This is a genomic window from Nostoc sp. LEGE 12454 (assembly GCF_056620565.1).
Window position 1 is genome coordinate 192,121 of sequence record NZ_JBWQXL010000007.1, and the last position, 21,340, is coordinate 213,460.

Sequence of the window (21,340 nt, forward strand, 5' to 3'; positions counted from 1 at the left end):
AAAACCCAAAATCCAAAATTGTTATGGTTAGTCTGCTAGAAAATCCCTTGCGCGTTGGTCTGCAACAACAAGGGATGCCCGAACCCCAGATTATAGTCATTTTTGGCGCTTCTGGCGATCTCACCTGGCGCAAACTAGTGCCAGCACTTTACAAATTGCGGCGAGAACGGCGTATTCCCCCAGAAACGACCATTGTCGGTGTGGCACGTCGAGAATGGAGCCATGAGTACTTCCGCGAACAAATGCAAAAGGGCATGGAAGAGGCACATGCCGATGTCGATTTAGGGGAACTCTGGCAAGATTTCTCTCAAGGTCTGTTCTATAGCCCTGGGGATATAGACAACCCCGAAGGCTACCAGAAACTGAAAAACTTATTGAGTGAATTAGACGAAAAACGGGGCACGCGAGGGAATCGCATGTTCTACCTCTCGGTTGCCCCCTCATTCTTTCCTGAAGCGATTAAGCAGCTAGGAAGCGCCGGGATGCTAGAAGATCCCTACAAACATCGTCTAGTAGTTGAAAAACCCTTTGGTCGAGACTTGGCTTCTGCCCAGAGTCTTAACCAAGTGGTACAGAAATATTGTAAAGAAAACCAAGTATACCGCATTGACCACTACTTGGGTAAAGAAACAGTCCAGAATTTGCTGGTGTTTCGCTTTGCCAATGCGATTTTTGAGCCGTTGTGGAATCGTCAATTTGTTGACCACGTGCAAATTACCGTGGCAGAGACCGTGGGAGTGGAAGACCGGGCTGGTTACTATGAAAGCGCCGGCGCACTACGGGATATGTTGCAAAACCACTTAATGCAACTTTATTGTTTAACGGCGATGGAAGCACCCAACGCAATGGATGCCGACAGCATCCGCACAGAAAAAGTGAAGGTACTCCGAGCTACTCGTTTAGCTGATGTTCACAATCTGTCACGTTCAGCAGTCCGCGGTCAGTATAGTGCTGGCTGGATGAAGGGTCAAGAGGTGCCAGGGTATCGGACGGAGCCAGGTGTTAATACCAACTCCACCACACCTACCTACGTTGCAATGAAGTTTTTGGTAGACAACTGGCGCTGGAAAGGTGTTCCTTTCTACTTGCGTACCGGGAAGCGGATGCCGAAAAAAGTCAGCGAGATTGCCATTCACTTCCGCGAAGTTCCGTCTCGGATGTTCCAATCCGCCGCCCAACAGACAAACGCCAATATTTTGACGATGCGGATTCAGCCGAATGAAGGTATTTCCCTGCGTTTTGATGTGAAAATGCCGGGGGCAGAATTCCGTACCCGTTCCGTTGACATGGACTTTAGTTATGGTTCCTTTGGCATCCAAGCCACATCTGATGCCTACGATCGCTTATTCCTTGATTGTATGATGGGCGATCAAACATTATTCACCCGCGCGGATGAAGTAGAAGCCGCTTGGCAGGTAGTAACGCCAGCCCTTTCCGTTTGGGATGCACCCGCCGACGCCAATACTATTCCCCAGTATGAAGCTGGAACCTGGGAACCAACAGAAGCAGAATTCTTAATTAACCAGGATGGCCGTCGCTGGCGCAGACTGTAAATATGAGTCATTAGTCATTGGTCATTAGTCACTAGTAACAACAAATGACATAGGCGCTTCTCTACGAGACGCTACGCGAACGCCTTCGGGCAGGGTATGACTAATGACCAATGATAAAATCCAAAATCCAAAATCCAAAATCCAAAACTTCCTATGGCTCCCCAAGCTTCTACAATTTATTCACTTCAGGCGCCAAAAGATATTTCGCTTAATGAAATAGAAGCGGAACTTCATAAAATTTGGCAAAGTTATGGCATTACTGGCGAGGACGGTGGGCTTCCTGCTGCCACCCGCGCCACGACATTTACCTTAGTCGTTTACGAACCCGAAGAAACCCAGTATCTTTTAGCTACTTTGGGGTTTTACAACGGCCCGCTTGACGGGATTTTAGGGCCTCAGATGGTAGCTGCCTTGCGCCAAGTGCAGACAAAATATGCCCTGCCAGATACTGGAACAGCAACACCTGAAACCCTGGCTATCTTGAGAGAAGAATTCATCAAACGTCAAGGAAACGGTGCTGCGGGAGACAATGGTTCTATTGAACTTCCCAGCTTAAATGCCCCAAGCCCCAGAATTGCTGATGAAATCGCCCTCCGCAACCCTTGCCGCATCATCGCGCTATTTCCCATTACTGGCGAAGATAAAGGGGTTAAGGCTCAAGTTTCAGCCTATTGCCCCATCCAAAAGCAATCGTCAAGCACACTAATTTGCTGCGAATACATCACTCTTAGTGGAACTGCTGCTGCCTTAGAACGCATCGGTGGTATGATTCCAGCATTGTTGATTGGTGGCTTACCGAAGTTTCTCTGGTGGAAAGCAACACCAGACCCCAATAACACTTTATTCAAACGGTTGGCAGCCGTCTGCAATAATGTGATTGTGGATTCTTGCCGCTTTAACGAGCCAGAAAGTGACTTACTCCACCTCCAAGATTTGGTGGAAAGTGGTGTTCCCTTGGCTGACCTCAACTGGCGTCGCCTGTCAGCATGGCAAGAATTGACAGCTGAAGCTTACGACTCACCTCATCGTCGGGCTTCCCTTCGGGAAGTCGACCGAGTAACTATTGATTACGAAAAAGGCAACCCTGCACAAGCGCTGCTGTTTTTGGGTTGGTTGGCAAGTCGTTTAGGATGGCAGCCAGTTTCCTATAAAAAGGAAACCGGAGATTATGAGATCACTCGTATTAACTTTATTGCTCAAGACCAACGCCAAGTAGAAACCGAATTAGCGGGTGTTCCCCTTGCTGATGTGGGTGAGATTGCTGGCGACTTGATTGCTTTGCGCCTCAGTTCGACCAATCCGAAGGCAGACTGTGGTACAGTAATTTGCTCGGAAACTGGTGGTTGTATGCGGATGGAAACCCACGGCGGCGCTCAATCTGCCGGTCTGTTTCAACAGGTGACTTCACTTTCGGAACAAAAGGCGGAAGCATTGCTGAGTCAGCAGGTACAACGCTGGGGTCGCGAGTCACTTTTTGAAGAAAGTCTGGGAGTGACTGCGAATATTTTCAAATTGGAAACAAATAGTTAGTTTCGCTTGGAAACAATAAAAGTTACCAGAATTGCGAAAACTAAACACGAACTCTTCAGATTTTTGGATATTTCAATAATCTGGAGGGTTTTTCTATTTTCCTTGGAGGCAAGAGACGCGATGAATCGCCGTCTCTACAAGAATCAATCCACGGGGATTTATCGCGTTTTTAGCGATCAATAATTTTTATCAAAAAATCTTAACCAAACCGTATTGCATTAACATAGCAGGTCAATGCATTGGCATAACAGGTCGATGCATTGGCATAGCAGGTCGATGCATTGGCATAGCAGGTCGATGCATTGGCATAGCAGGTCGATGCATTAACATAACAGGTCGATGTATTGGCATAACAGGTCGATGCATTAACATTGCAAGTCGATGCATTAACATAGCAGGTCAAGATGTGGGACAGCTTTAGAGGACTTTTGCGTACACCGTAGCCTTGCTTGGGAGAGGGATTTAGGGTGAGGGTTTCGATTCATGCAAGAAGTCTATTGAAAGGATATGTCGTATTTACCTCCACGCTCCAAGGCGCGTTTGTAAGCAGGTCGTCCATGAATGCGCTCGACAAATTCTTTGAGCTTTGGCCGACTCTCGACTTCTTCAGGAAGCGCAGCGATTACTTCTAGGGGAAAGCTCATTTGGATATCGGCGGCGGTAAATTCATTGCCTACAAACCACGTATTTTTACGGAGTTCGTCTTCTATGTAGTCAAAGTGAAGTTTAATTTGGGGGGCGACAAATCCGCTAACCACGCTGCTGTCGCCTGCCCCGAAATTGTTCAATATCAGCCGCATCACCAGCAGTGGCATTGCCGAGCCTTCGGCGTAATGCAGCCAATACTTGTAGCGCAGATGCTCCGGCGTACCGGATGCTGGGACTAACCGACCATTACCGTAGCGATCGACTAGGTATTCGATAATTGCACCCGACTCAGCGATCGTCAAGTCTGCATCTGTGATAACTGGTGATTTGCCGAGGGGATGAACTTGGCGTAGCGACTCCGGTGCCATCATCGTCTTGGCATCGCGTTCATAGAACTCGATCTCGTATTCGATACCTAATTCCTCAAGCAGCCACAGCACCCGCTGCGATCGCGAGTTGTTAAGATGATGCACAGTTATCATAAAACGTTCCTCTTTTGGTAGCTTATTGCTATCTAAGTCTCGGCTAATCTCCAACTATACTATTAGGCTTTTTCAGCCCAACTCCCCTAATTGGGTGGTTTTCTGGTTTCTAATTGGTATAAGTTTGAGTGAGTTGGTTTGAGAAACTGGTGCATCTGCTTTTGCATAAAGCGACGATGGACGCACAGCCAATAGTCAAAATAGTTGCTGCATAAAAACCTAATTTGTTTCATTTATGGCTTTAGTCATTGCTGGGGAACGTAGTGGGGTGGGTAAGACAACAGTCACGCTCACCCTTTTAGCATCTTTACGCCGTCGCGATCGCCTGGTGCAATCATTTAAGGTAGGCCCAGACTACATCGATCCGATGTTTCATCAACACGTAACTGGTCGTGCTTGTCGCAATTTAGACCCCGTGCTGACTTCTGAAGCCTACATTCAGGAATGTTTTGCCCATCATAGTCAACTGAGTGAATATGCCCTAGTGGAAGGGGTAATGGGGTTGTTTGATGGAGTGAAAGAGGGAGCAGGGGAGCAGGGGAGCAGGGGAGCAGAGGAGAAGAACAATGCTCAATGCCTAACTGACTTTGCGAGTACGGCACACATTGCACGGCTTTTAGATTTGCCTGTGGTGTTGGTGATTGATTGCAGTCGTTTATCTGGTTCTGTGGCTGCGATCGCTCACGGCTATCGATCTTTTGATCCCCGAATTAAAATAGCTGGGGTAATATTAAATCGCGTCGGGAGCGATCGCCATCTCTCTCTGCTCAAAGATTCCCTAGAATCCTTACAATTACCAATTCTCGGCGTAATGCGGCGTCAAGATAACATTACAATTCCCGATCGCCATTTGGGTTTAGTACCCACAGCCGAACTTCCCGAACTCAATGCTTTAATCGATCGCCTTGCCGATTTAGGAGATACTTGCTTCGACTGGCAACACTTATTACCTTTGTTAAAATCAGAACCCCTTTCTCCTTCTCCTTCATCCTCCTTATCTCCCTCATTCCCAGTTAGGATTGCAGTAGCCCGCGATCGCGCTTTTAATTTTTACTACCAGGACAATCTCGATTTGCTGCAACAACTTGGTGCAGAACTGGTTTTCTGGAGTCCCTTAGAAGATACTGATATACCAAAAGATATTCAGGGAATGTATTTTGGCGGTGGTTTCCCGGAAGTATTTGCCCAGCAACTAGCAGAAAATACCAGCGTTCGTGATGCAGTGAAAACGGCAATACTTAGAGGAATGCCTACAGTTGCCGAATGCGGCGGATTAATGTATTTGTGCGAGCAAATTATCGATTTTGAGGGTAAATCTTGGTCAATGGCAGGAGTGCTAGCAACATCTGCTGTGATGGGTGGACGCTTAACTTTGGGCTATCGTCGTGCTGTAGCTTTGCAAGATAATTTGTTAGTTAAGGCAAATACAACTGTTTACGGACATGAGTTTCATCGTTCCCATTTAACCTTAACTCCCACTCAGCCCCTATTTGAAACTTCTCGCTACGATTGCGAAGAAAATATGGGATGCGAAGGATGGGGTTTACCTGCAAATATTCATGCTTCTTATGTTCATCAGCATTGGGGAGAAAGTAGAGAAATTCCCCAGCAGTTTCTTAAAGAATGTCTAAAAGTAGCATCTTCAGGAACGTTGATTTAAGCCAACACAGTTCAGATAACCCCAAAACCCTCATGTAGAGACGCGATTTATACTGCCCCTCCGAGGCGGGTGTGGGGTGTGGGGTGTGGGGTGTAGTGAAAAAATTAGCCCCGTTCGCGCAGCGTCTCGTAGAGAAGCTAGGTTTTAAACCTCGCCCGCAAGTGGTGTGGCTTGTTTCCCCACACCCTAGTTAGAGTCGATGTCCGTATTGCTACGGCGCACCTCTCCTTCAGAACCGGACATGCACCTTTAGGCGCATCGCGGCTCCTAGCAACCTACGGGTAACTGGGTAAAAGCCCAAAATCCCATTCATAGCCCGTTTTCAGGTATTGACCTCCGTTACTTACCGTCTTGAGCCTTCCAGAACTGAAGGGGTATTGCAATCCCCTTTAAGCTGGGCAATTACAGCTTCAATCTTTCCGGCTTGTTCGCATAACTAACGTTTTCCTTAAGTTGTCGGTCTATGTTCCATCTAGTCTTCTCTTAGCCGTTTATTGGGGTTTGGGAGCGTGCCCGTCCGCGTCAATACGATCTGCTAACATTCCCTATGTTATTATCCAGTTACTAGTCCTGGAATGCAGTCCGTTTGTCTACGCATGGTCTAATCCATTTCTAGATTTCTTGGTTGCCGGAGGCAATTTCCGCCCCCATCCTACCCATCATCTTCCGATAGAAGCTTAATCACGGCTTCCCACATAAGTTGTCAACCTTATGGAGTTGATGACGTTTTTCCTCGTTCCGTTCCTTAGATTGTTTTGATACCGTAGGTGTCTCCATTTCGCCTACCATCAACCCAGAGGTTATGCAGCTACCAGGGTGAGGTGCTGCGGGTTTGTAAATGGTGATAGTCAGGATATAGCCAGATTCCTGCTATGGGTGTAAGACGCTTTTTTAGGAGCTTCACATTAAGTTCACCGTAGTATCTCCCCATTAGCGGCAGTGTGCCTAATCTGATTTAGCACTGATTCCGCCCTGCTTCCAGCTTCACTCTGGTGATTAGCCTCGGTGTGGACAGATAGGGAGTCACTTCTAACCTTGAAGGGGAGGGATTGCACCTCCATCCTGGGAACAGTTATGAGATTTTCAAGGTTCTGCCTTGACGTTTTCACTGCGGGTTATGAACCCACATTCCGCACCTACAACTGTCACACCCCAAGGAAACGGATAGATTTAGTACATAAGAACTAATAATTGAGAGAATTGACTAGAATCTATTAGAGATAAATAGGAATTATTATGATTAACTAAGATATACAGTTGAATATTTACGACTAAGTACAAAATTTGAGTTCTTAGGTTATTTTGATGTCAAAATTGGTTCAAAATCATTGAAAGCTTTATCCTCAATGACTATAAAAAGATAAAAAAACATTTTGAATCAACACAATCAGGAGAAAATTTCAACAGATACTTTTGTGGAGTTTCTGTTGCCATGTTTAGTGCTAAAGACCTAGAATTGAAGAAGATAGATCATTTAGGGATAGTAGCAGGAATAGTAGATTCAATTGGGATTGTAGAAATAATTAATAATTCCCTTGGGTCAGGGCCAGGAGAAAAAGTCAGTGCGGGTCAGGTGGTAAAGGCAATGATTTTAAACGGCTTAAGTATGATGTCACAGCCTTTATATATGTTCCCAAAATTCTTTGAATTAATCGCTTGTGAACACTTAATTGGTACAGGAGTAAAGCCAGAATACCTCAATGATGATAAGCTGGGGAGAATCCTAGATAAATTATTTATAAAAGGACTAGATACAGTATTTTTAGCAATCAGTTTAAATGCTGTACAAAGATATCAGATATCACTTTCATCATCACACTTGGATTCAACATCATTTCATGTAGATGGAGAATATGAATATAGTTTACCTGAAGTAATATTTGATAATCAAAAGCAATCAGATTATTTAGGAAAAGAAAATGAAGAAGGGAAATCACCTCAAGCGATAAAACTAACCTACGGTTATTCCCGCGATCATCGTCCAGACTTAAAACAATTTATTACAGAACTAGTATGTTCAGGAGATGGAGATATACCAATATATATCAAATCAGTCTCAGGAAATGAAGTTGATTCTAAAAGGTTTGGAGAAATCGCAGTCGAGTATCAAAAAAGGATACAAGTAGATAGTCTAATAGTAGCAGATAGCGCATTATATACAGAATCAAATATTAAGTTAATGTCGAGTATTAAATGGTTGACGCGAGTACCATTGACGATAAAATTAGCAAAAAGCTTAGTCAGGAGTTTAGCAGAATCGGAATTTGTGAAAAGTGAAAAGACAGGATATTCATACGCTCAAAAGAAAATAACTTATGGAGATATAGAACAAAGATGGTTAATTGTACAAAGTCAAGATAGAAAAAATCTGACTTAGAGGAATTATCAAAGAAAATACAAAAATCTTTGATAAACACTCAAGCTAAGTTAAAAAAACTAGCACAAGAAAAATTTGCCTGTGTTGCTGACGCTAGAAAAGAATTAACCAAAATAAGTAAAGGATTTAAATATCATCAGGTAGAAACTATTGAAACTCTCGAAAAAATTTCAAATATCAAAGAAGAGAATCAATCAAAATACTATCAAATTTCAGCAACTGTTAGTGAAAACAAAGATATTCTTGACCAAGAAATATTAAGTGCAGGAAGGTTTATAATTGCTACAAATGTTTTGTCAGATAAAGAACTGAGCAATGAAAAAATGCTGTCTGAATATAAAGCGCAGCAATCATGTGAAAGAGGGTTTAGTTTTCTCAATAATCCTTTATTTTTAGCAGATAGTATTTTTCTAAAAAGCCCAGAAAGAATAGAAGCATTAGCAGTGATAATGGGGTTATGTTTGCTAGTCTACACTTTAGCCCAAAGAGAAATTAAAGCAGCTTTAAAATCCTTAAACTATACTGTAAAAAATCAATTAGGAAAAGCCATAAATAATCCAACCATGCGGTGGATATTTCAATGTTTTCAATCAGTTCATCTTGTGACTTTTCAACAAAAAACAGAATTTTGTAATTTGACATCTGAAATGAAGTACATTCTCCTGTTCCTCCCAGAAGCTTGTCGTAATTACTATAGATGTATAAGTTGATTGAGCAATATTATTAATATTTTAATTAGACCATTTAGCTCATTAATAAAATTAATGTTCAGAACAAGTTATGGCGTTTTTAACTTTATTTTCAGACAAGCATAAGTTCCAAAGATGTATTGAGCTTGTAAGAATAAAATCGTCTTATTAAAATTTTTCACCCAACCACTCTTATCTTTATTGCTGCTTATTGAGAATATATTTAATAAATTTTTCTATCAAAAATCTGTTTTTTTTAGATAAATGTAATTTTTTACTCCTTTTCTATGAATTAACTTCCGTAATAACCGCTTGTGACAGTTAAGGTGCGGAATGTGGGATGAATTCACCGCAAACGAGTCGCACCACCCTACACCCCACACCCTTTTATCGCGGAGTATGGGGACAAAGAAACACAAAAAGGCAGTGAGATAATTCACCGCCTTCTCTTAGATCAACTCATAGTTCCATGTTAGTTTTGGACTTCAACCCAACGGCGGTAAAGCTTTTGAATTTGTTTGAGAAGCGCAGTGTGAGCTGGTTGATTTGACTCATTCGGCTTCGCCATATCCTGCAATTGCGTCAGGAGTCTGGCTTCTTCAACGGCAACTTCACCATCGCTATAAATTAAGCCACTGATAGCTTCAATCAGATTTTCGCAATCTTCAAGACTGGGGCGATCGCCTAGATACTCCCGCACCCAGTCGTAGCACTCTTTTGGCTGTACAGGAACTAATTCGTACAGCCAAGGCTTAATTTCTGGGTCGTTAGCTAAACCTTTTGCTTGAGCTATTTCGCGGAGATATTGCCGTTCTTCTGGCTGGATTCTGCCATCAATCCAGGCTGCTCCAATCAGGATTTTAACTAAGTTTTTCACATTGGAAGGGGAAACCATTGCTGCCTCCTCTGGTAGATTCAGGCCTCCACCAAATCGTACAATCCCAAACAGTATTCACTCGGAATTATTGGTTTTTCTTAAGCGAACCATAAAAAAACCATCCATATCCTGTCGATGGGGCCAAAGTTTAAACCAACCTTGAGGTGTACTATCGGTAGAATCAGGTAACTCAACGCCAATAGGAGACTCAATTTGCCACTGAGGTGAATCAGCTAAAAACGCCGAAACTACTTCTTCATTTTCCGCTGGATGCAATGTACAGGTGGCATAAACTAGCACACCACCAGGTTTGACAAAAGTTGATGTATGTGCTATTAATTCTCGTTGCAGTACCGAAAGTTCTCGGACGGATTCTGGTGTCTGTCGCCAACGCGCATCAGCATGACGGTGCATAGTTCCCAAACCAGAACATGGAGCATCAAGTAATACCCGGTCTGCGGTGTTTTGAAATTGATTGAAGTGGCGGCTGTCACCAGTGCAAATTTGAATAGATTGTAAATTCAGCCGTTGAGAATTTTCTTGGAGTTTGCGAAGACGAGAAGCAGTGCGATCGCAAGCCCAAATTTTACCCTCATCTGCCATTAACTCAGCGATGTGGGTTGTTTTCCCCCCTGGTGCAGCACAGGCATCAATCACCACCTCACCTGGTTGGGGGTCGAGCAAATGACCTACCAATTGAGCGCTGCTATCTTGTACAGTCCACCAACCTTCTTTAAAACCCGGTAATTTTTGAATCGACCCAGTATTACCAATAAATCGTAAAGCTTGGGGTAAATGAGGAATCCGTCTCACCAAAACACCAGCAGATTCCAAAGCCACCTCAACTTCCTCAATGGAAGTGCGAAGTGGGTTGATACGCAAGTCGATTGTTGGTGATTGGTTCATCCATTCACACAGTTGTTCTGTCTCAGTCAAACCCAATTGTTCTAACCAAACTTGAATAATCCAGTCAGGAAAACTGTGTAAAATACCCAAGCGTTCCACAGGGTTTTCTGGAAGTTCTAACGGATCAAAATGGGGAAGTAACAAAGAATCATTCTCCTCTGCCCCTCTGCCCCCCTGCCCCTCTGCCCCCCTGCCCCTCTGCCCCCCTGCTCCCCTGCTTGTCTAAGATACTGGCGTAATAAACCGTTAACAAAACCCGTGAGTCCAGAAAAACCGTTTTCTTTAGCGAGTTGGACTGTGGTATTAACAGCAGCTGAGGCGGGAATACGCTCTTGATAACGCAGTTGGTAAAAGCCTAGATGTAAGATAGTGCGGAGGTCTTGTGGTTGTTGATGAGATTTCTTTTTGGCGAATTGATCGATGAGAGTATCGAGGGTGCGTTGCCTTCTGACGCTCCCATAAACCAATTCTGTCACCAAGCGGCGATCGCAATCAGCCAAATTAAATTTTTGCAGCACTCTATCTAGGGCAACATCAGCATAAGCCCCCTTATGAACATCTCGTAAGGCGATAAAAGCTAATTGACGGGGGTTTGTCATGAAAACACGATTCAGGAGTCAGGAGGCTTTTGTATTCTAACTCCCAACTCTTGTACAGACGCGATTAATCGCGTCTCTCCAAACTCTCTTATCAAGACATATAGGGGTCTACACTGGCAATTTCAAACTCACATGCTCTAGAAACCTGTTCTGCTGGTAATTTTCCAAAGCTGATTAATGGTAAAAAAGTGGGGTCTGCCATCAGTTCTTTTGCTAATAAGAACCCAGTGATTGTCCAAGTTTGATATTTCCTAGCTTGTTTCCCAATCAGTCGCCCTTTTTTCCCATCGTAATACTCTGGCCATTCATCTGTACTAAGGCGTCCTTGGGCAACTTCAATCGCCTTTTGGGCGAGATTTGTTCTATTAGTTTTTACAGCCGCCGCCGCCAACATCCACATTAAAACAGGCCAACTACCAGCATTATGATACGACCAAGGTATATTTTTGGGGTCACATCCAGTCACAATTCTGTATTCTTCATGTTCCAAAGCTGGGAAACAAATTTTCATTGGCATATCTCCCACCAAATCATCCCATCGATCCTCAATGAGAGTCATAATCGCTTGTGACTGTTCTTCGGTGGCTAAGTCGGAAATGATTGCCATTAAGTTTCCGAGGGAAAAGAAGCGAGTATCTAGCTGCGACGGCCCGACATTACCTGCTAAATAACCACCTTTTTTTGGCAACCACTTATCTAATTCATAATAGGGAACAGAATCTACATATATGTTGAACAGATTAACAGCAGCCTTGCCATATTCTTCACTTTTGAAGCGATAAATTGCATTCAGACGATTAATATCTATCCAGTAATGCTGGCGAATATGAGCGCATAAAAGAGGCAATCGGTTATCAATGGCTTCAACAATATCAGAATTACCTTTACAAATTAGCAGTTCGCGAGATGCACGCAATGCCGTGTAAAAGAGGACTTGCAATTCTAAAGGATGCCCATAAATGCCCATACGACGGTCAATCATACAAGCGCCATCTGGAACCAACAGCGTTGGGTACATATCAAAACGATTCGCCAAGCAGATTTCCATGATTAACCTGATACCATTTTGGAATTCAGGTTGATAGGCGAGAGAAAAATCTTTTGTGGCGACTATATAAGCGCGCAACAAAATAATCCACCATAAGCAAGAATCTACAGGCGTAACTCTAGCGATCGCATGTTCTCCAAAGTCTGCTTCTAAATATTCTTGCCCATTTTCTGACACCACTTTAAAGCTAGCTGGTATTAATCCTCTTCCTGGCTTATAAGCATCTAATGCCCTTTCTTTAGGTTGCAACTTTAAGGTTTCTTCTAAGAAATTACGAACAATATCTGTTCTACCTTTGATCAGAAAAATTAGAGCCGAAGAAACAAAATCTCGGACAAAGCATTGATCGTAATTGAGCGCCTCTACAGAAACATCATAAGCGGCTACTGTCCCAACAGGGCGACCTTGATAATAGAGAATTGATTTTTCTAGTGCTAGCCATGCTTCTTCCACTTCTTTTAAATTCTCAGTAGTTTCCAATTCGTTTAGGTGCATTGCCAGAATAACTCCATGAGGATTGTGAATTTGTGGTAGATGTGTCTTCATTTATTATTTTTGCTATTCTCAGCATAACAAAAACGATTCTTTGAATAGCAAAGATAATTGGGCAAAAAATAATCAACTAACAAGGAATAAACTTGCTGACATTTATGCAACTTTATTATTAGTTAATTGCTTGCCATCTATTACTATTTTGGTGAATTATAATTGTTGTTTTCCACCGCAAGTAGTAAGATAATTCCTAAAAACAGTCACATAAGATATATTTTTAGATTATTTATCGTTCCCTTGTCTGTCCAGAATCATTGCTTTACCAAACAAAAACATCTCTACAGTGCTGTTTAGGAGTTGTGTGAAATTAAAACTGGTTGCAGTATATTTACTTGAGCAGGATTAGTTTTTGACACTAAGAAGTCATATTTTCCCCTATTATTTAATAATTTATAACGTTTTTTCTGAATATGCAAGATGAAGGCTATAAAATTTTAATATGTCAATACTTCTCAAGGGTTAAATATCTTACCCTGCTGATAGATGAGTTCCCGGTACGAAACTCAAAAGCCTTACAGTGATTGAGGTGAGGTAAAGAAAAATATACTCAATCACAAAGCATACTTGAGGTGTTACATAAAAAATATCACATTGACCGGGAGTTCAAAATTATCTTGCTCCTCAGTGGTGAAATGGATGAACAAATGACTCGGATTGACCATCTACTCTGTGATGAAAAGCTCCTGGAGTTAATGTCAGCAGACTTTTCAAAACGTTATCCACTTTCAACTAAAACAGGGAGAAAATCAACTCCTGTAGAAGTGATATTAAGGATGCTAGCCCTGAAACACTTACGCTGCCTAAGTTACGAAAATATAATTAAAAATGTTAAATAAAATTTATAAAACTATTAACTTGCGGATGTTTGGCAATCGTTATCGGACAGCTAGAAGAATATCTAGACAGATTGATAGTTTATCAAAAACGAGAAATGAATCCGGGAAACAAAAAAGAAAACAAGCATACATGAAATTCATTGAAGTTACGAAAGCTGCGTATGTATCTAAAAATTTAAAATAATGACTTATGCTTGAATATCTTCTCTTGAAGCGAGTAAGTATTTATAAGCTGATGCTCTTAGCTTTGATGTGGATACAGTTTGATGAAGACAGCCAAAACCAGCTAACTCCTGACTACTCCTCTCCTACTCCTCTCTTTTGCGGATAGAAAATCATACGTGGTACTGTCGAGAATGAACTCATCAGTTTCTCTTCTTTAGCAATTCATACTTTGGTAATTTTGACTGCATCACAACCAATCGACTCTCGACGGTCGTGTGCATGAGCGAATGGCACTAAAAAAAGCTGAAACCTCGTCAGGGCAGGGTGTAGGGGGTAGGGTGTAGTGTTTAAGACAATTAAATTTTAGTTGTGTCAAGGAGTTAAACATCTTCTTAATTCCCCACACCCCAATACCTACACCCCATACCCTTTCATCCAGTTATATCATGGATTTGCCGTTATCTTAGTGCCATTCGTGCATGAGCGTTGTTATGCGGCAATCGCTCACTAGTTGCCGCTACCGCGATGCGATCGTGTTTTCAGAATGCCAATCTAGTCGGTTCAGGCAATAAACAAAACAGTCATCGTCACCAAACCTCCGCGGTTCAACAAATTGGAAGCCAAGACGTTCATAGAAGCGGTGAGCGCGAGTATTGCTGGCAAGTGGATCGATGAGGACAGTCGTCACACGCGGATCGGCAAAACATCGAGCTAGGGCAAGCTGCATCATTCTTGTGCCGTAGCCTTTGCCCAAATCTGTTTCTTCCCCAATCCAGATATCAATGGCACGAAGATCCGGTGCAACATCGCCCCAATAACGGCTTTCCTCACGCGCTGGATCGATAATTTGGACAAATCCAATGGGACGACCCTCGATCTGGGCAATTAGTTGCTCTCTCCAGTCAGGATTGCGACTCAGTTCTACCTCCCAATACCAATCATCGTTGGGATCTGAGGCAATAACATGAGGTTGTCGATCCCAGTGTTGCAGCAGGTTCAAGTCAGCAGGGGTGGCAGGGCGTAGATTAATCATCACTACACAAGCCTCGTCCGCAGCTGTTTGCACATCCAGAAAAAGCCAGCGCGATTGCGAGCCACAAAACCATTTACAAAAACGACTGCTTCTGGGCTTTCTGGAAGATTGATTCGGTAAACAGAATAACTCATACATCTAGGACTTACGCACACTTTACGAATTCTTGGCGTCTTGGCGTCTTGGCGGTTCGACAAATTAAGCTTTTGGGCGATTTTTGCGTAAGTCCTAACATCAATACTCCTAACCGTTACAAGTAGGCACAAGCTAGATGGACAAAACAAACATTGCCAAATTGCACGAGTTAAGCGTAGACGCTCTTAGCGGCTTGTTCTATCTCAGCTAGCTTGACTAATGCTCGGTAGTCCTCATAAAGATAGGGTAGTGTATAAAGTAATCATCTTCTCAAACTTCTCCTTCGATCGGTAAAGCTTTAGCCACAATCACAACTGTGTGGGGACTTTTGAAGGTTTGCCGCGCTTCTGGTTTTTGGAGTGCCTGCATTGTTTGCACATGTTCACATTCGTCATCGCGGATGTTTACAAACACGTCGTAGAGATTATCTACACTAGGACGGCGAAATTTACGATCTGATGTAAACTGAGTTTCTTCAAACATATAGAGATCGCCATCGCGATAGTAGTTAATTGCGATTTGGGGCGCTTTTTGAGCTTTCAGTTCTGCTTCATGGGCTTTCAAGTAGTTGTCATAGGTATGGTAGGCATGATTTTCAATCAGTTCCATCAGGTAGTAAGCATACTTGGGAAGCAACATATAGAGTGGGACGACTACCCAGTAGTACGCCACTGCAATGTGTTGAGCGACGAAGCGATCGATCCAGTAGCGATCGCCCCCCATTGATTCCATAATTAACAGATGATGTAATTCGTTCCAGGTTTCGGCGAAATGAACCTTCAACAAGTCAGCTTTGCGCCAGTAACCCAGTGTCTCGTAAAGATGCAGCACCGAGAGATAGGAAAAGTAAGGAACGCGAGCGATCGTTTCCAGCACATAAAACCGAGGGTAAGAACGATTTCCGTAGACGAAATCGACAATAAATACAAAAAAACTGACGATCGCTTGAATCAAAACTTTCATAATGCATTCCTCCAAAATCAGAACAGATTACTAAATTTAAGAGGCAAACTATTAGCCTTTATCGGCAAAATTCTCGATTGCGATCGGCTTTTACTAGTAATTAGACTTCTTGCAGAAGTAGGGGAAAGGGGAAGGGTTAAAGGGAAAAGGGATGGAATTTCCGCTTTACCTTTAACCTTTAACCTTTCCCCAACCGGAAAGCAAAAGTTACTTTTGCAAGATGTCTATTATTGAAGCCATAAGTTCTACTCGCAATATGTTGTTTTGTAATCAGTAAACATTTAGGGAAACACGAGTTTGGATGTAGGTGAATGACCCAAGTAAATGTGAGCAGACGATTTCAGCACAATTTCGGAGTAGAGAATTTTTTGAATTTCTAAACTGGGGACTCGATTTGCTAGTGTACGATAAGCAGTGATTTCTCCTTCAAGGCTAAAGTCAGCATCCGCTACACAGTGGTAATAATCGTGAATTGCCAGGAACGCAAAACCATAAAACGGATTCGGATAAATCTCGCTATCGTAACTATCAGCCGACACCCAAAGCTGCTGTTGGGCAATATCCGCACACATTTGGGCAGCTGTGGGATAGCGCATGTAATCAGAGAACATGGGATTAATCGGAAGTTGTTGGAACTCGCTTATCAACCAGTCACAGAGTTCTAATTGAGCTATGTCTGAGATTTCGACAGATTCTCCTTCTAGGTAGAGTTTGGCAAGGGTTTTTACTTTGGGTGTCATTGAAATCACCTCTGAGCAAATTACTGATTTGACGCTTTCGAGATATTATTTCCGCCAGTAGTTATTAGCTGCGGCGATCGTGGCAAACTCTGTTGCAACCGTTTGTCCAACGGCAATTAGCATCATGGCATCATTACCATATACATCTCGTAACTGGTTGCGTTTTTCTTCATCCGGTTGAGTCAGTTTAATAATTAGCCGGGCCATTTTGACTGCCAGTTGTCGTCCTTCCTCTGGTGTCTCAGTCAACAATGAGTTATTAGGAACCAATGTAACTTCGTATGATGTTACAACAGGTGAGTTGGTTGGAGCAATTACATTATCCATGTCAAAATATCCTGAATTAGTGTTTTTTTGAGGCATTTGGTAGGCGATAGAGAACAGCAGAAGACGATGGTGATTAAAATCATCAAGAGAACTCCTATAACCAATGGCACTAAGATAACGGCAAATCCATGAGATAACTGGATGAAAGGGTATGGGGTGTAGGTATTGGGGTGTGGGGAATTAAGAAGATGTTTAACTCCTTGACACAACTAAAATTTAATTGTCTTAAACACTACACCCTACCCCCTACCCCCTACACCCTGCCCTGACGAGGTTTCAGCTTTCCTTAGTGCCATTCTCGTATAACCTTCTTTGGTTGCTGAACAGCCTTTTTCAATCGTCGATAAACGAGACATTTTTCTCAACAACCTCACGGTTTATATGCAGATGATTAGCGGGAAAATCAGGATCGGAATAGCCAACGGCTAAACCACAAATGATCGATAATTCCGGTGGAATATTCAACTCGTTGTGGATGATTTCGGGATAAGTCGCTAGCGAAACCTCTACGCAAGTGCCAATGCCACGAGCGGTTAGGCTTAACACCAGCGTTTGTAAATACATCCCCACACTTAAAGCATCGGCAAGGCCCAAATCTTGGTGCATACAGACAATAGCAACCGTTGGTGCGCCAAAAAATTCGTAATTACGCAGAACGGCCAACTGTCTGTTCGCTTTATCGTCACGAGTAATCCCCATCGCCCCGTAGACTTGCGCTCCCAGTTCCTGGCGGTAATGCTGGAAGGCGGAAGGCAGAGGAGAAATGTTGGGCTGCTGTTTGGCAAGGTTTAGCAAAGCTTCTTGCAAGCGATCGCGGCGATCGCCTTGGGCAAATACTAACCGCCACGGCTGGATGTTTGAATTCGACGGTGCCAACTGCGCTAGAGCCAGGGCTTCATCGAGCAAAGCCCGTGGTACTGGTTGGGATAAAAATTTGCGTGTTGAGTGGCGGTTTTTAATAGTTTGGTCGAGATCAAACATATTTTATCAACCTCTATGAGAAATAAATGCGATCGCTCAATCGGGCAGCAGTTATGCGCTGAACCCTCCGTCAATTTATATAACCTTTTCAGGTTCCTGAATCGTTTTCAATGCCCAGATACCAACCCAACAGCCAAATGCATCCACAATTAATATCAGGATGGCGGTGATTTGGAATAGCATTCCCCAACCTGCAAAGGCAACTTGAGACACATGATCGGGGCTAATTACGATGAAATGATTGTAAATTCCAAAAAGCAGCGATCCTGCCATTGAACTCACCAATAGCCAGCTACCAAGGCGGTAAAACTGCATCCAAAGTAAAACAGCGGCAATGGTGGGAGTTAGAAAAATCGCAATCCCCACAAATGAACTCTGAAGCAAAGATAAGGCAACTGGGATTTCTATATGTGCTAAACCATGCAGTCCGTTGGCGATCGCATGAAGAACCGCGATCGCTGTTCCATATTGAGCAATCTTCATTTTTCTTCTACTTAAATTTTTAACTGGTATGAAGAATCGTCACTTAGTAACTTTTAAATTGTCCGATCGTTGAGCGAGTCAGCCCCAACTCTTGGAGACGCTACGCGAACGGGGAAGTCAAAAGTCAAAAGTCACACATTCAAAAATTTTGAACCCGATAAATAAATTTACTTGCCCTGTACCTTTTTATTTCCGGTCAGTTGGCAATTGCTTTCTGTGCTTGCTTTGAAAAGCTACCTGCTGTTTTAATTAAAGCAGCTGCTTTTTCGCCAATCATCATACTGGCCGCGTTCGTATGTCCCGTAATTACAGTTGGCATGATTGAAGCATCAACGACACGCAACCCCTGAACTCCATGTACCCGTAGTTCGGGGTCTACAACTGCCATAGAGTCAGTTCCCATTTTACAAGTGCCGATTGGATGAAACACCGTACCGCAAACGTTGCGGATATAAGCTTCGAGTGCTGCATCACTCTGAACGTCGGCACCAGGAGCAACTTCCCGACCTCGAAACGGATCGAAGGCACTGGTATGAAATAATTGGCGCATTAATTTAATTCCCTGAATTAGCTTTTTCACATCGGATTGACTTTGCAGATAGTTCAATCGAATCATTGGTGCATCTTTGGCATCCGGCGAACGCAAACTGACACTGCCAATATTTTGAGGATGAGTCAAAATGACCAGACCTGTGAAGCCTAAAGAGTTGGCATCGCCAGGAGGCGCCCACAGAATCGGGCCGAAGATCAGCTCTAAATCCGGCGCAGTTTCCAAATTACCTTCGCTATGCAAAAACAATACAGCTTCGGCGATGCCATTGCTGGTAATTGCCGTGTGTAAATCACCAGTTGCTTCGTATGGAATAGGAACGACAATGTGGTCTTGTAGATTTTGACCGACACCGGGCAAATCAACGACAACAGAAATCCCCATTGCTTGTAATTGTGCTGCATCTCCAATGCCTGACAGCATCAGCAACTTGGGCGAATCGAATGCGCCTGTACTAACAATCACTTCCCGATCGACCCTGGCCTGGTGCAGTATTCCTTTGTGCAGGTATTCTGCTCCAACGGCGCGAGTTCCTTCAAATAACAACCGAGTTACGCAAGCTCCAGTCATTGCAGTCAAATTGGGGCGATCGAGAATCGGCAGGAGGAAGGCAGCCGCAGCACTATGCCGTTTCCCATCTTTGACCGTCAATTGAAATGGCCCTGCTCCTTCCTGCTGGATGCCATTGAAATCAGGATTGTAGTCATAACCCAGCGTTAATGCTGCCTCTACAAATTGTTGAGATATTGTGGCAGGAGCAACCAGATCGGTGACACTCAACTCGCCATCTACACCGTGGTATTCGGAGACACCGCGTTGCTGATTTTCAAATTTCTTGAAATAGGGCAATACATCCTGGTAACTCCAACCAGGATTGCCTAATGACTGCCAGCGATCGTAATCGTGATGATTCCCTCGGACATAAAGCAGGAAATTGATTGAACTGCTGCCCCCCAAGACTTTACCACGAGGACAAAAGATTTGGCGATTGTTGAGATACGGCTCTGGTTCAGAGAAGTATCCCCAGTCCACCTCGGTGCCAAGTAGAGTTGTACAGTCCAACGGAATGTGAATCTCTGGTTTTGTATCTGGATTGCCCGCTTCGAGCAATAGCACAGTCGTGTCAGGGTCTTCGGTCAGACGGTTAGCAACCACGCAGCCTGCCGACCCAGCACCAATCACAATATAGTCATAGTAAGTCATGATGATTTCTCCTCCTTGATTATCTGTCGCAGTTTGCTGATTGCTAAAATTCCTAACTGGCATGAGCGACAGCATTTCCAACCAGCCATTCCAAAGGTCGCGGTTGAAAATTCAGTTCGCGTTTTGCCTTGACGTTTGATGCGCCGCGCATTTGAGTACCGTAGTAAACAGCATCCGCACCACCTATTTCTAGAGCCTCTTGAACTGATATCTGGGGAGGTGGTGGCGCATTCAACCAACGAGCAAAAGCTGGGAGCCACTCGCGCACTTCTAAGGGGCGATCGCCCGTAATCAGGTAAATGCCAGGATTGCCTCGTTCTGCTGCCGCAATTGTAGCGATCGCTGCATCTTCAACGTGTAACCATGACCATACACCTTCCCCATTCCCGACAATTGGGAACTGTTGCTGTCGCACCTGGTTTGCAGCATCGCCATCGGCAGCAAACCAAGTACCAGGCCCGTAGAAGAAGCCATACCGCAGGGCAATCCCTTCTAGATTGGGCGTTTCAAGGAGGCGATGCTCAATTTCGGTGACTGTGCGTGCATCTGCCGCAACTGCGGGGGAAGCATCCAAGGATAGCGGTGTTTCTTCATCTGCCAATCCAGTACCGGGAACCCCCCAGAATGCGATCGACTGTCTCAGGTAACGGCGCACGCCTGCCGCTTGTGCTGCTGCCAACACATTAGCACCCCCTTCTAAACGAATACGCTGGTTGAATGGTGCGGCAGCACTCATTGATTCGCCAGTGTAGGTTTTGGGTAGAGCGGTGAGTTGTTCAATCACTACTTCTGGTTGAACGCGAACGAGAGCCGCTTTGACAGCATCAGCATCAAATACATCTGCGATCGCAGGTTCTACACCTTGTTCGGCTAAAGTTTGCGCGTTTTCTGAAGAACGGGTCAATGCAACTACATCATGACCTAGGCCGCGCAATTGCGCGATTAGCGGACGACCAATCACTCCCGTTGCCCCTGCGACAAAAATCTTCATCTGTGAACCTCC

Annotated in this window: 15 protein-coding genes and 3 pseudogenes; 5 read left to right on the forward strand and 13 right to left on the reverse strand. The window is 43.8% G+C overall.

Annotated features, from left to right (window positions below; genetic code table 11):
* The first annotated feature begins 23 nt into the window (after nucleotides 1–23).
* Both zwf and opcA read left to right on the forward strand, forming a co-directional pair.
* The gene (gene zwf / locus AC1F2U_RS10340) at nucleotides 24–1,553 is read left to right on the forward strand and encodes a glucose-6-phosphate dehydrogenase (RefSeq protein ID WP_480261021.1); all 1,530 of its coding nucleotides are present in this window, start codon (nucleotides 24–26) and stop codon (nucleotides 1,551–1,553) included.
* Nucleotides 1,554–1,706: 153 nt separating this feature from the next.
* Nucleotides 1,707–3,083, forward strand: a complete 1,377-nt coding sequence (opcA, locus tag AC1F2U_RS10345; protein ID WP_480261022.1) for a glucose-6-phosphate dehydrogenase assembly protein OpcA — start codon at nucleotides 1,707–1,709, stop codon at nucleotides 3,081–3,083.
* A gap of 231 nt (nucleotides 3,084–3,314) precedes the next feature.
* On the opposite strand, the gene AC1F2U_RS10350 is transcribed toward opcA, so the two are convergent.
* Together AC1F2U_RS10350 and AC1F2U_RS10355 are read right to left on the reverse strand one after the other, a co-directional pair.
* Complete coding sequence (locus AC1F2U_RS10350; RefSeq protein ID WP_480261023.1) at nucleotides 3,315–3,470, reverse strand: hypothetical protein; 156 nt, start codon at nucleotides 3,468–3,470, stop codon at nucleotides 3,315–3,317.
* A 107-nt stretch (nucleotides 3,471–3,577) separates the two neighbouring features.
* A complete protein-coding gene (locus AC1F2U_RS10355; RefSeq protein WP_480261024.1) occupies nucleotides 3,578–4,213 on the reverse strand; it encodes a glutathione S-transferase family protein in 636 nt (211 codons plus the stop codon).
* Between the two features lie 235 nt (nucleotides 4,214–4,448).
* On the opposite strand from AC1F2U_RS10355, the gene AC1F2U_RS10360 reads away from it, so the two are divergent.
* Complete coding sequence (locus AC1F2U_RS10360) at nucleotides 4,449–5,873, forward strand: cobyrinic acid a,c-diamide synthase CobB (RefSeq protein ID WP_480261025.1); 1,425 nt, start codon at nucleotides 4,449–4,451, stop codon at nucleotides 5,871–5,873.
* Between the two features lie 1,432 nt (nucleotides 5,874–7,305).
* A pseudogene (locus AC1F2U_RS10365) lies at nucleotides 7,306–8,960 on the forward strand (IS1634 family transposase).
* 451 nt (nucleotides 8,961–9,411) lie between these two features.
* Here the strand turns inward: AC1F2U_RS10365 and AC1F2U_RS10370 are convergent.
* From AC1F2U_RS10370 to AC1F2U_RS10380, 3 genes and pseudogenes are all read right to left on the reverse strand, one after another.
* On the reverse strand, nucleotides 9,412–9,834 hold the full coding sequence (locus AC1F2U_RS10370) for a tellurite resistance TerB family protein (RefSeq protein WP_194043291.1): 423 nt from the start codon (nucleotides 9,832–9,834) through the stop codon (nucleotides 9,412–9,414).
* 57 nt (nucleotides 9,835–9,891) lie between these two features.
* Nucleotides 9,892–11,321, reverse strand: a pseudogene (locus AC1F2U_RS10375) (16S rRNA (cytosine(967)-C(5))-methyltransferase).
* 91 nt (nucleotides 11,322–11,412) lie between these two features.
* Nucleotides 11,413–12,864 carry a glycoside hydrolase 100 family protein gene (locus AC1F2U_RS10380; RefSeq protein ID WP_480261110.1) on the reverse strand — a complete coding sequence of 484 codons (1,452 nt, stop codon included), beginning with the start codon at nucleotides 12,862–12,864 and terminating at the stop codon, nucleotides 11,413–11,415.
* A gap of 626 nt (nucleotides 12,865–13,490) precedes the next feature.
* Between AC1F2U_RS10380 and AC1F2U_RS10385 the strand changes: the two are divergent.
* Nucleotides 13,491–13,911 (forward strand): annotated as a pseudogene (locus AC1F2U_RS10385) (transposase); the annotation flags it as partial.
* A gap of 528 nt (nucleotides 13,912–14,439) precedes the next feature.
* Here AC1F2U_RS10385 and AC1F2U_RS10390 read toward each other — a convergent pair.
* From AC1F2U_RS10390 to AC1F2U_RS10425, 8 genes are all read right to left on the reverse strand, one after another.
* Nucleotides 14,440–14,988 carry a GNAT family N-acetyltransferase gene (locus tag AC1F2U_RS10390; protein ID WP_480261026.1) on the reverse strand — a complete coding sequence of 183 codons (549 nt, stop codon included), beginning with the start codon at nucleotides 14,986–14,988 and terminating at the stop codon, nucleotides 14,440–14,442.
* Between the two features lie 372 nt (nucleotides 14,989–15,360).
* The gene (locus AC1F2U_RS10395) at nucleotides 15,361–16,053 is read right to left on the reverse strand and encodes an alternative oxidase (RefSeq protein WP_480261027.1); all 693 of its coding nucleotides are present in this window, start codon (nucleotides 16,051–16,053) and stop codon (nucleotides 15,361–15,363) included.
* A 281-nt stretch (nucleotides 16,054–16,334) separates the two neighbouring features.
* Entirely contained in the window at nucleotides 16,335–16,793 is a 459-nt protein-coding gene (locus tag AC1F2U_RS10400) for a hypothetical protein (protein WP_480261028.1), read from the reverse strand.
* 45 nt (nucleotides 16,794–16,838) lie between these two features.
* Nucleotides 16,839–17,120, reverse strand: a complete 282-nt coding sequence (locus AC1F2U_RS10405) for a hexameric tyrosine-coordinated heme protein (RefSeq protein WP_480261029.1) — start codon at nucleotides 17,118–17,120, stop codon at nucleotides 16,839–16,841.
* Between the two features lie 333 nt (nucleotides 17,121–17,453).
* The gene (locus AC1F2U_RS10410) at nucleotides 17,454–18,101 is read right to left on the reverse strand and encodes a nitroreductase (protein ID WP_480261030.1); all 648 of its coding nucleotides are present in this window, start codon (nucleotides 18,099–18,101) and stop codon (nucleotides 17,454–17,456) included.
* A 75-nt stretch (nucleotides 18,102–18,176) separates the two neighbouring features.
* Nucleotides 18,177–18,584, reverse strand: coding sequence for a hypothetical protein (locus AC1F2U_RS10415; protein WP_480261031.1), 408 nt, complete (start codon nucleotides 18,582–18,584; stop codon nucleotides 18,177–18,179).
* A gap of 196 nt (nucleotides 18,585–18,780) precedes the next feature.
* Nucleotides 18,781–20,337 (reverse strand): GMC family oxidoreductase, encoded by a 1,557-nt coding sequence (locus AC1F2U_RS10420; RefSeq protein WP_480261111.1) that lies wholly within the window; start codon nucleotides 20,335–20,337, stop codon nucleotides 18,781–18,783.
* Between the two features lie 52 nt (nucleotides 20,338–20,389).
* Nucleotides 20,390–21,328, reverse strand: coding sequence for an NAD-dependent epimerase/dehydratase family protein (locus AC1F2U_RS10425; RefSeq protein ID WP_480261032.1), 939 nt, complete (start codon nucleotides 21,326–21,328; stop codon nucleotides 20,390–20,392).
* Nucleotides 21,329–21,340: the final 12 nt, after the last annotated feature.

Excerpts from the sequence above, each read along its gene's own strand:
- zwf (WP_480261021.1), top strand. The coding sequence starts at position 24 with ATGGTTAGTCTGCTAGAAAATCCCTTGCGCGTTGGTCTGCAACAACAA.
- opcA (WP_480261022.1), top strand. The coding sequence starts at position 1,707 with ATGGCTCCCCAAGCTTCTACAATTTATTCACTTCAGGCGCCAAAAGAT.
- AC1F2U_RS10350 (WP_480261023.1), bottom strand. The coding sequence starts at position 3,470 with ATGCATCGACTTGCAATGTTAATGCATCGACCTGTTATGCCAATACAT.
- AC1F2U_RS10355 (WP_480261024.1), bottom strand. The coding sequence starts at position 4,213 with ATGATAACTGTGCATCATCTTAACAACTCGCGATCGCAGCGGGTGCTG.
- AC1F2U_RS10360 (WP_480261025.1), top strand. The coding sequence starts at position 4,449 with ATGGCTTTAGTCATTGCTGGGGAACGTAGTGGGGTGGGTAAGACAACA.
- AC1F2U_RS10370 (WP_194043291.1), bottom strand. The coding sequence starts at position 9,834 with ATGGTTTCCCCTTCCAATGTGAAAAACTTAGTTAAAATCCTGATTGGA.
- AC1F2U_RS10380 (WP_480261110.1), bottom strand. The coding sequence starts at position 12,864 with ATGCACCTAAACGAATTGGAAACTACTGAGAATTTAAAAGAAGTGGAA.
- AC1F2U_RS10395 (WP_480261027.1), bottom strand. The coding sequence starts at position 16,053 with ATGAAAGTTTTGATTCAAGCGATCGTCAGTTTTTTTGTATTTATTGTC.
- AC1F2U_RS10400 (WP_480261028.1), bottom strand. The coding sequence starts at position 16,793 with ATGACACCCAAAGTAAAAACCCTTGCCAAACTCTACCTAGAAGGAGAA.
- AC1F2U_RS10405 (WP_480261029.1), bottom strand. The coding sequence starts at position 17,120 with ATGGATAATGTAATTGCTCCAACCAACTCACCTGTTGTAACATCATAC.
- AC1F2U_RS10410 (WP_480261030.1), bottom strand. The coding sequence starts at position 18,101 with ATGTTTGATCTCGACCAAACTATTAAAAACCGCCACTCAACACGCAAA.
- AC1F2U_RS10415 (WP_480261031.1), bottom strand. The coding sequence starts at position 18,584 with ATGAAGATTGCTCAATATGGAACAGCGATCGCGGTTCTTCATGCGATC.
- AC1F2U_RS10420 (WP_480261111.1), bottom strand. The coding sequence starts at position 20,337 with ATGACTTACTATGACTATATTGTGATTGGTGCTGGGTCGGCAGGCTGC.
- AC1F2U_RS10425 (WP_480261032.1), bottom strand. The coding sequence starts at position 21,328 with ATGAAGATTTTTGTCGCAGGGGCAACGGGAGTGATTGGTCGTCCGCTA.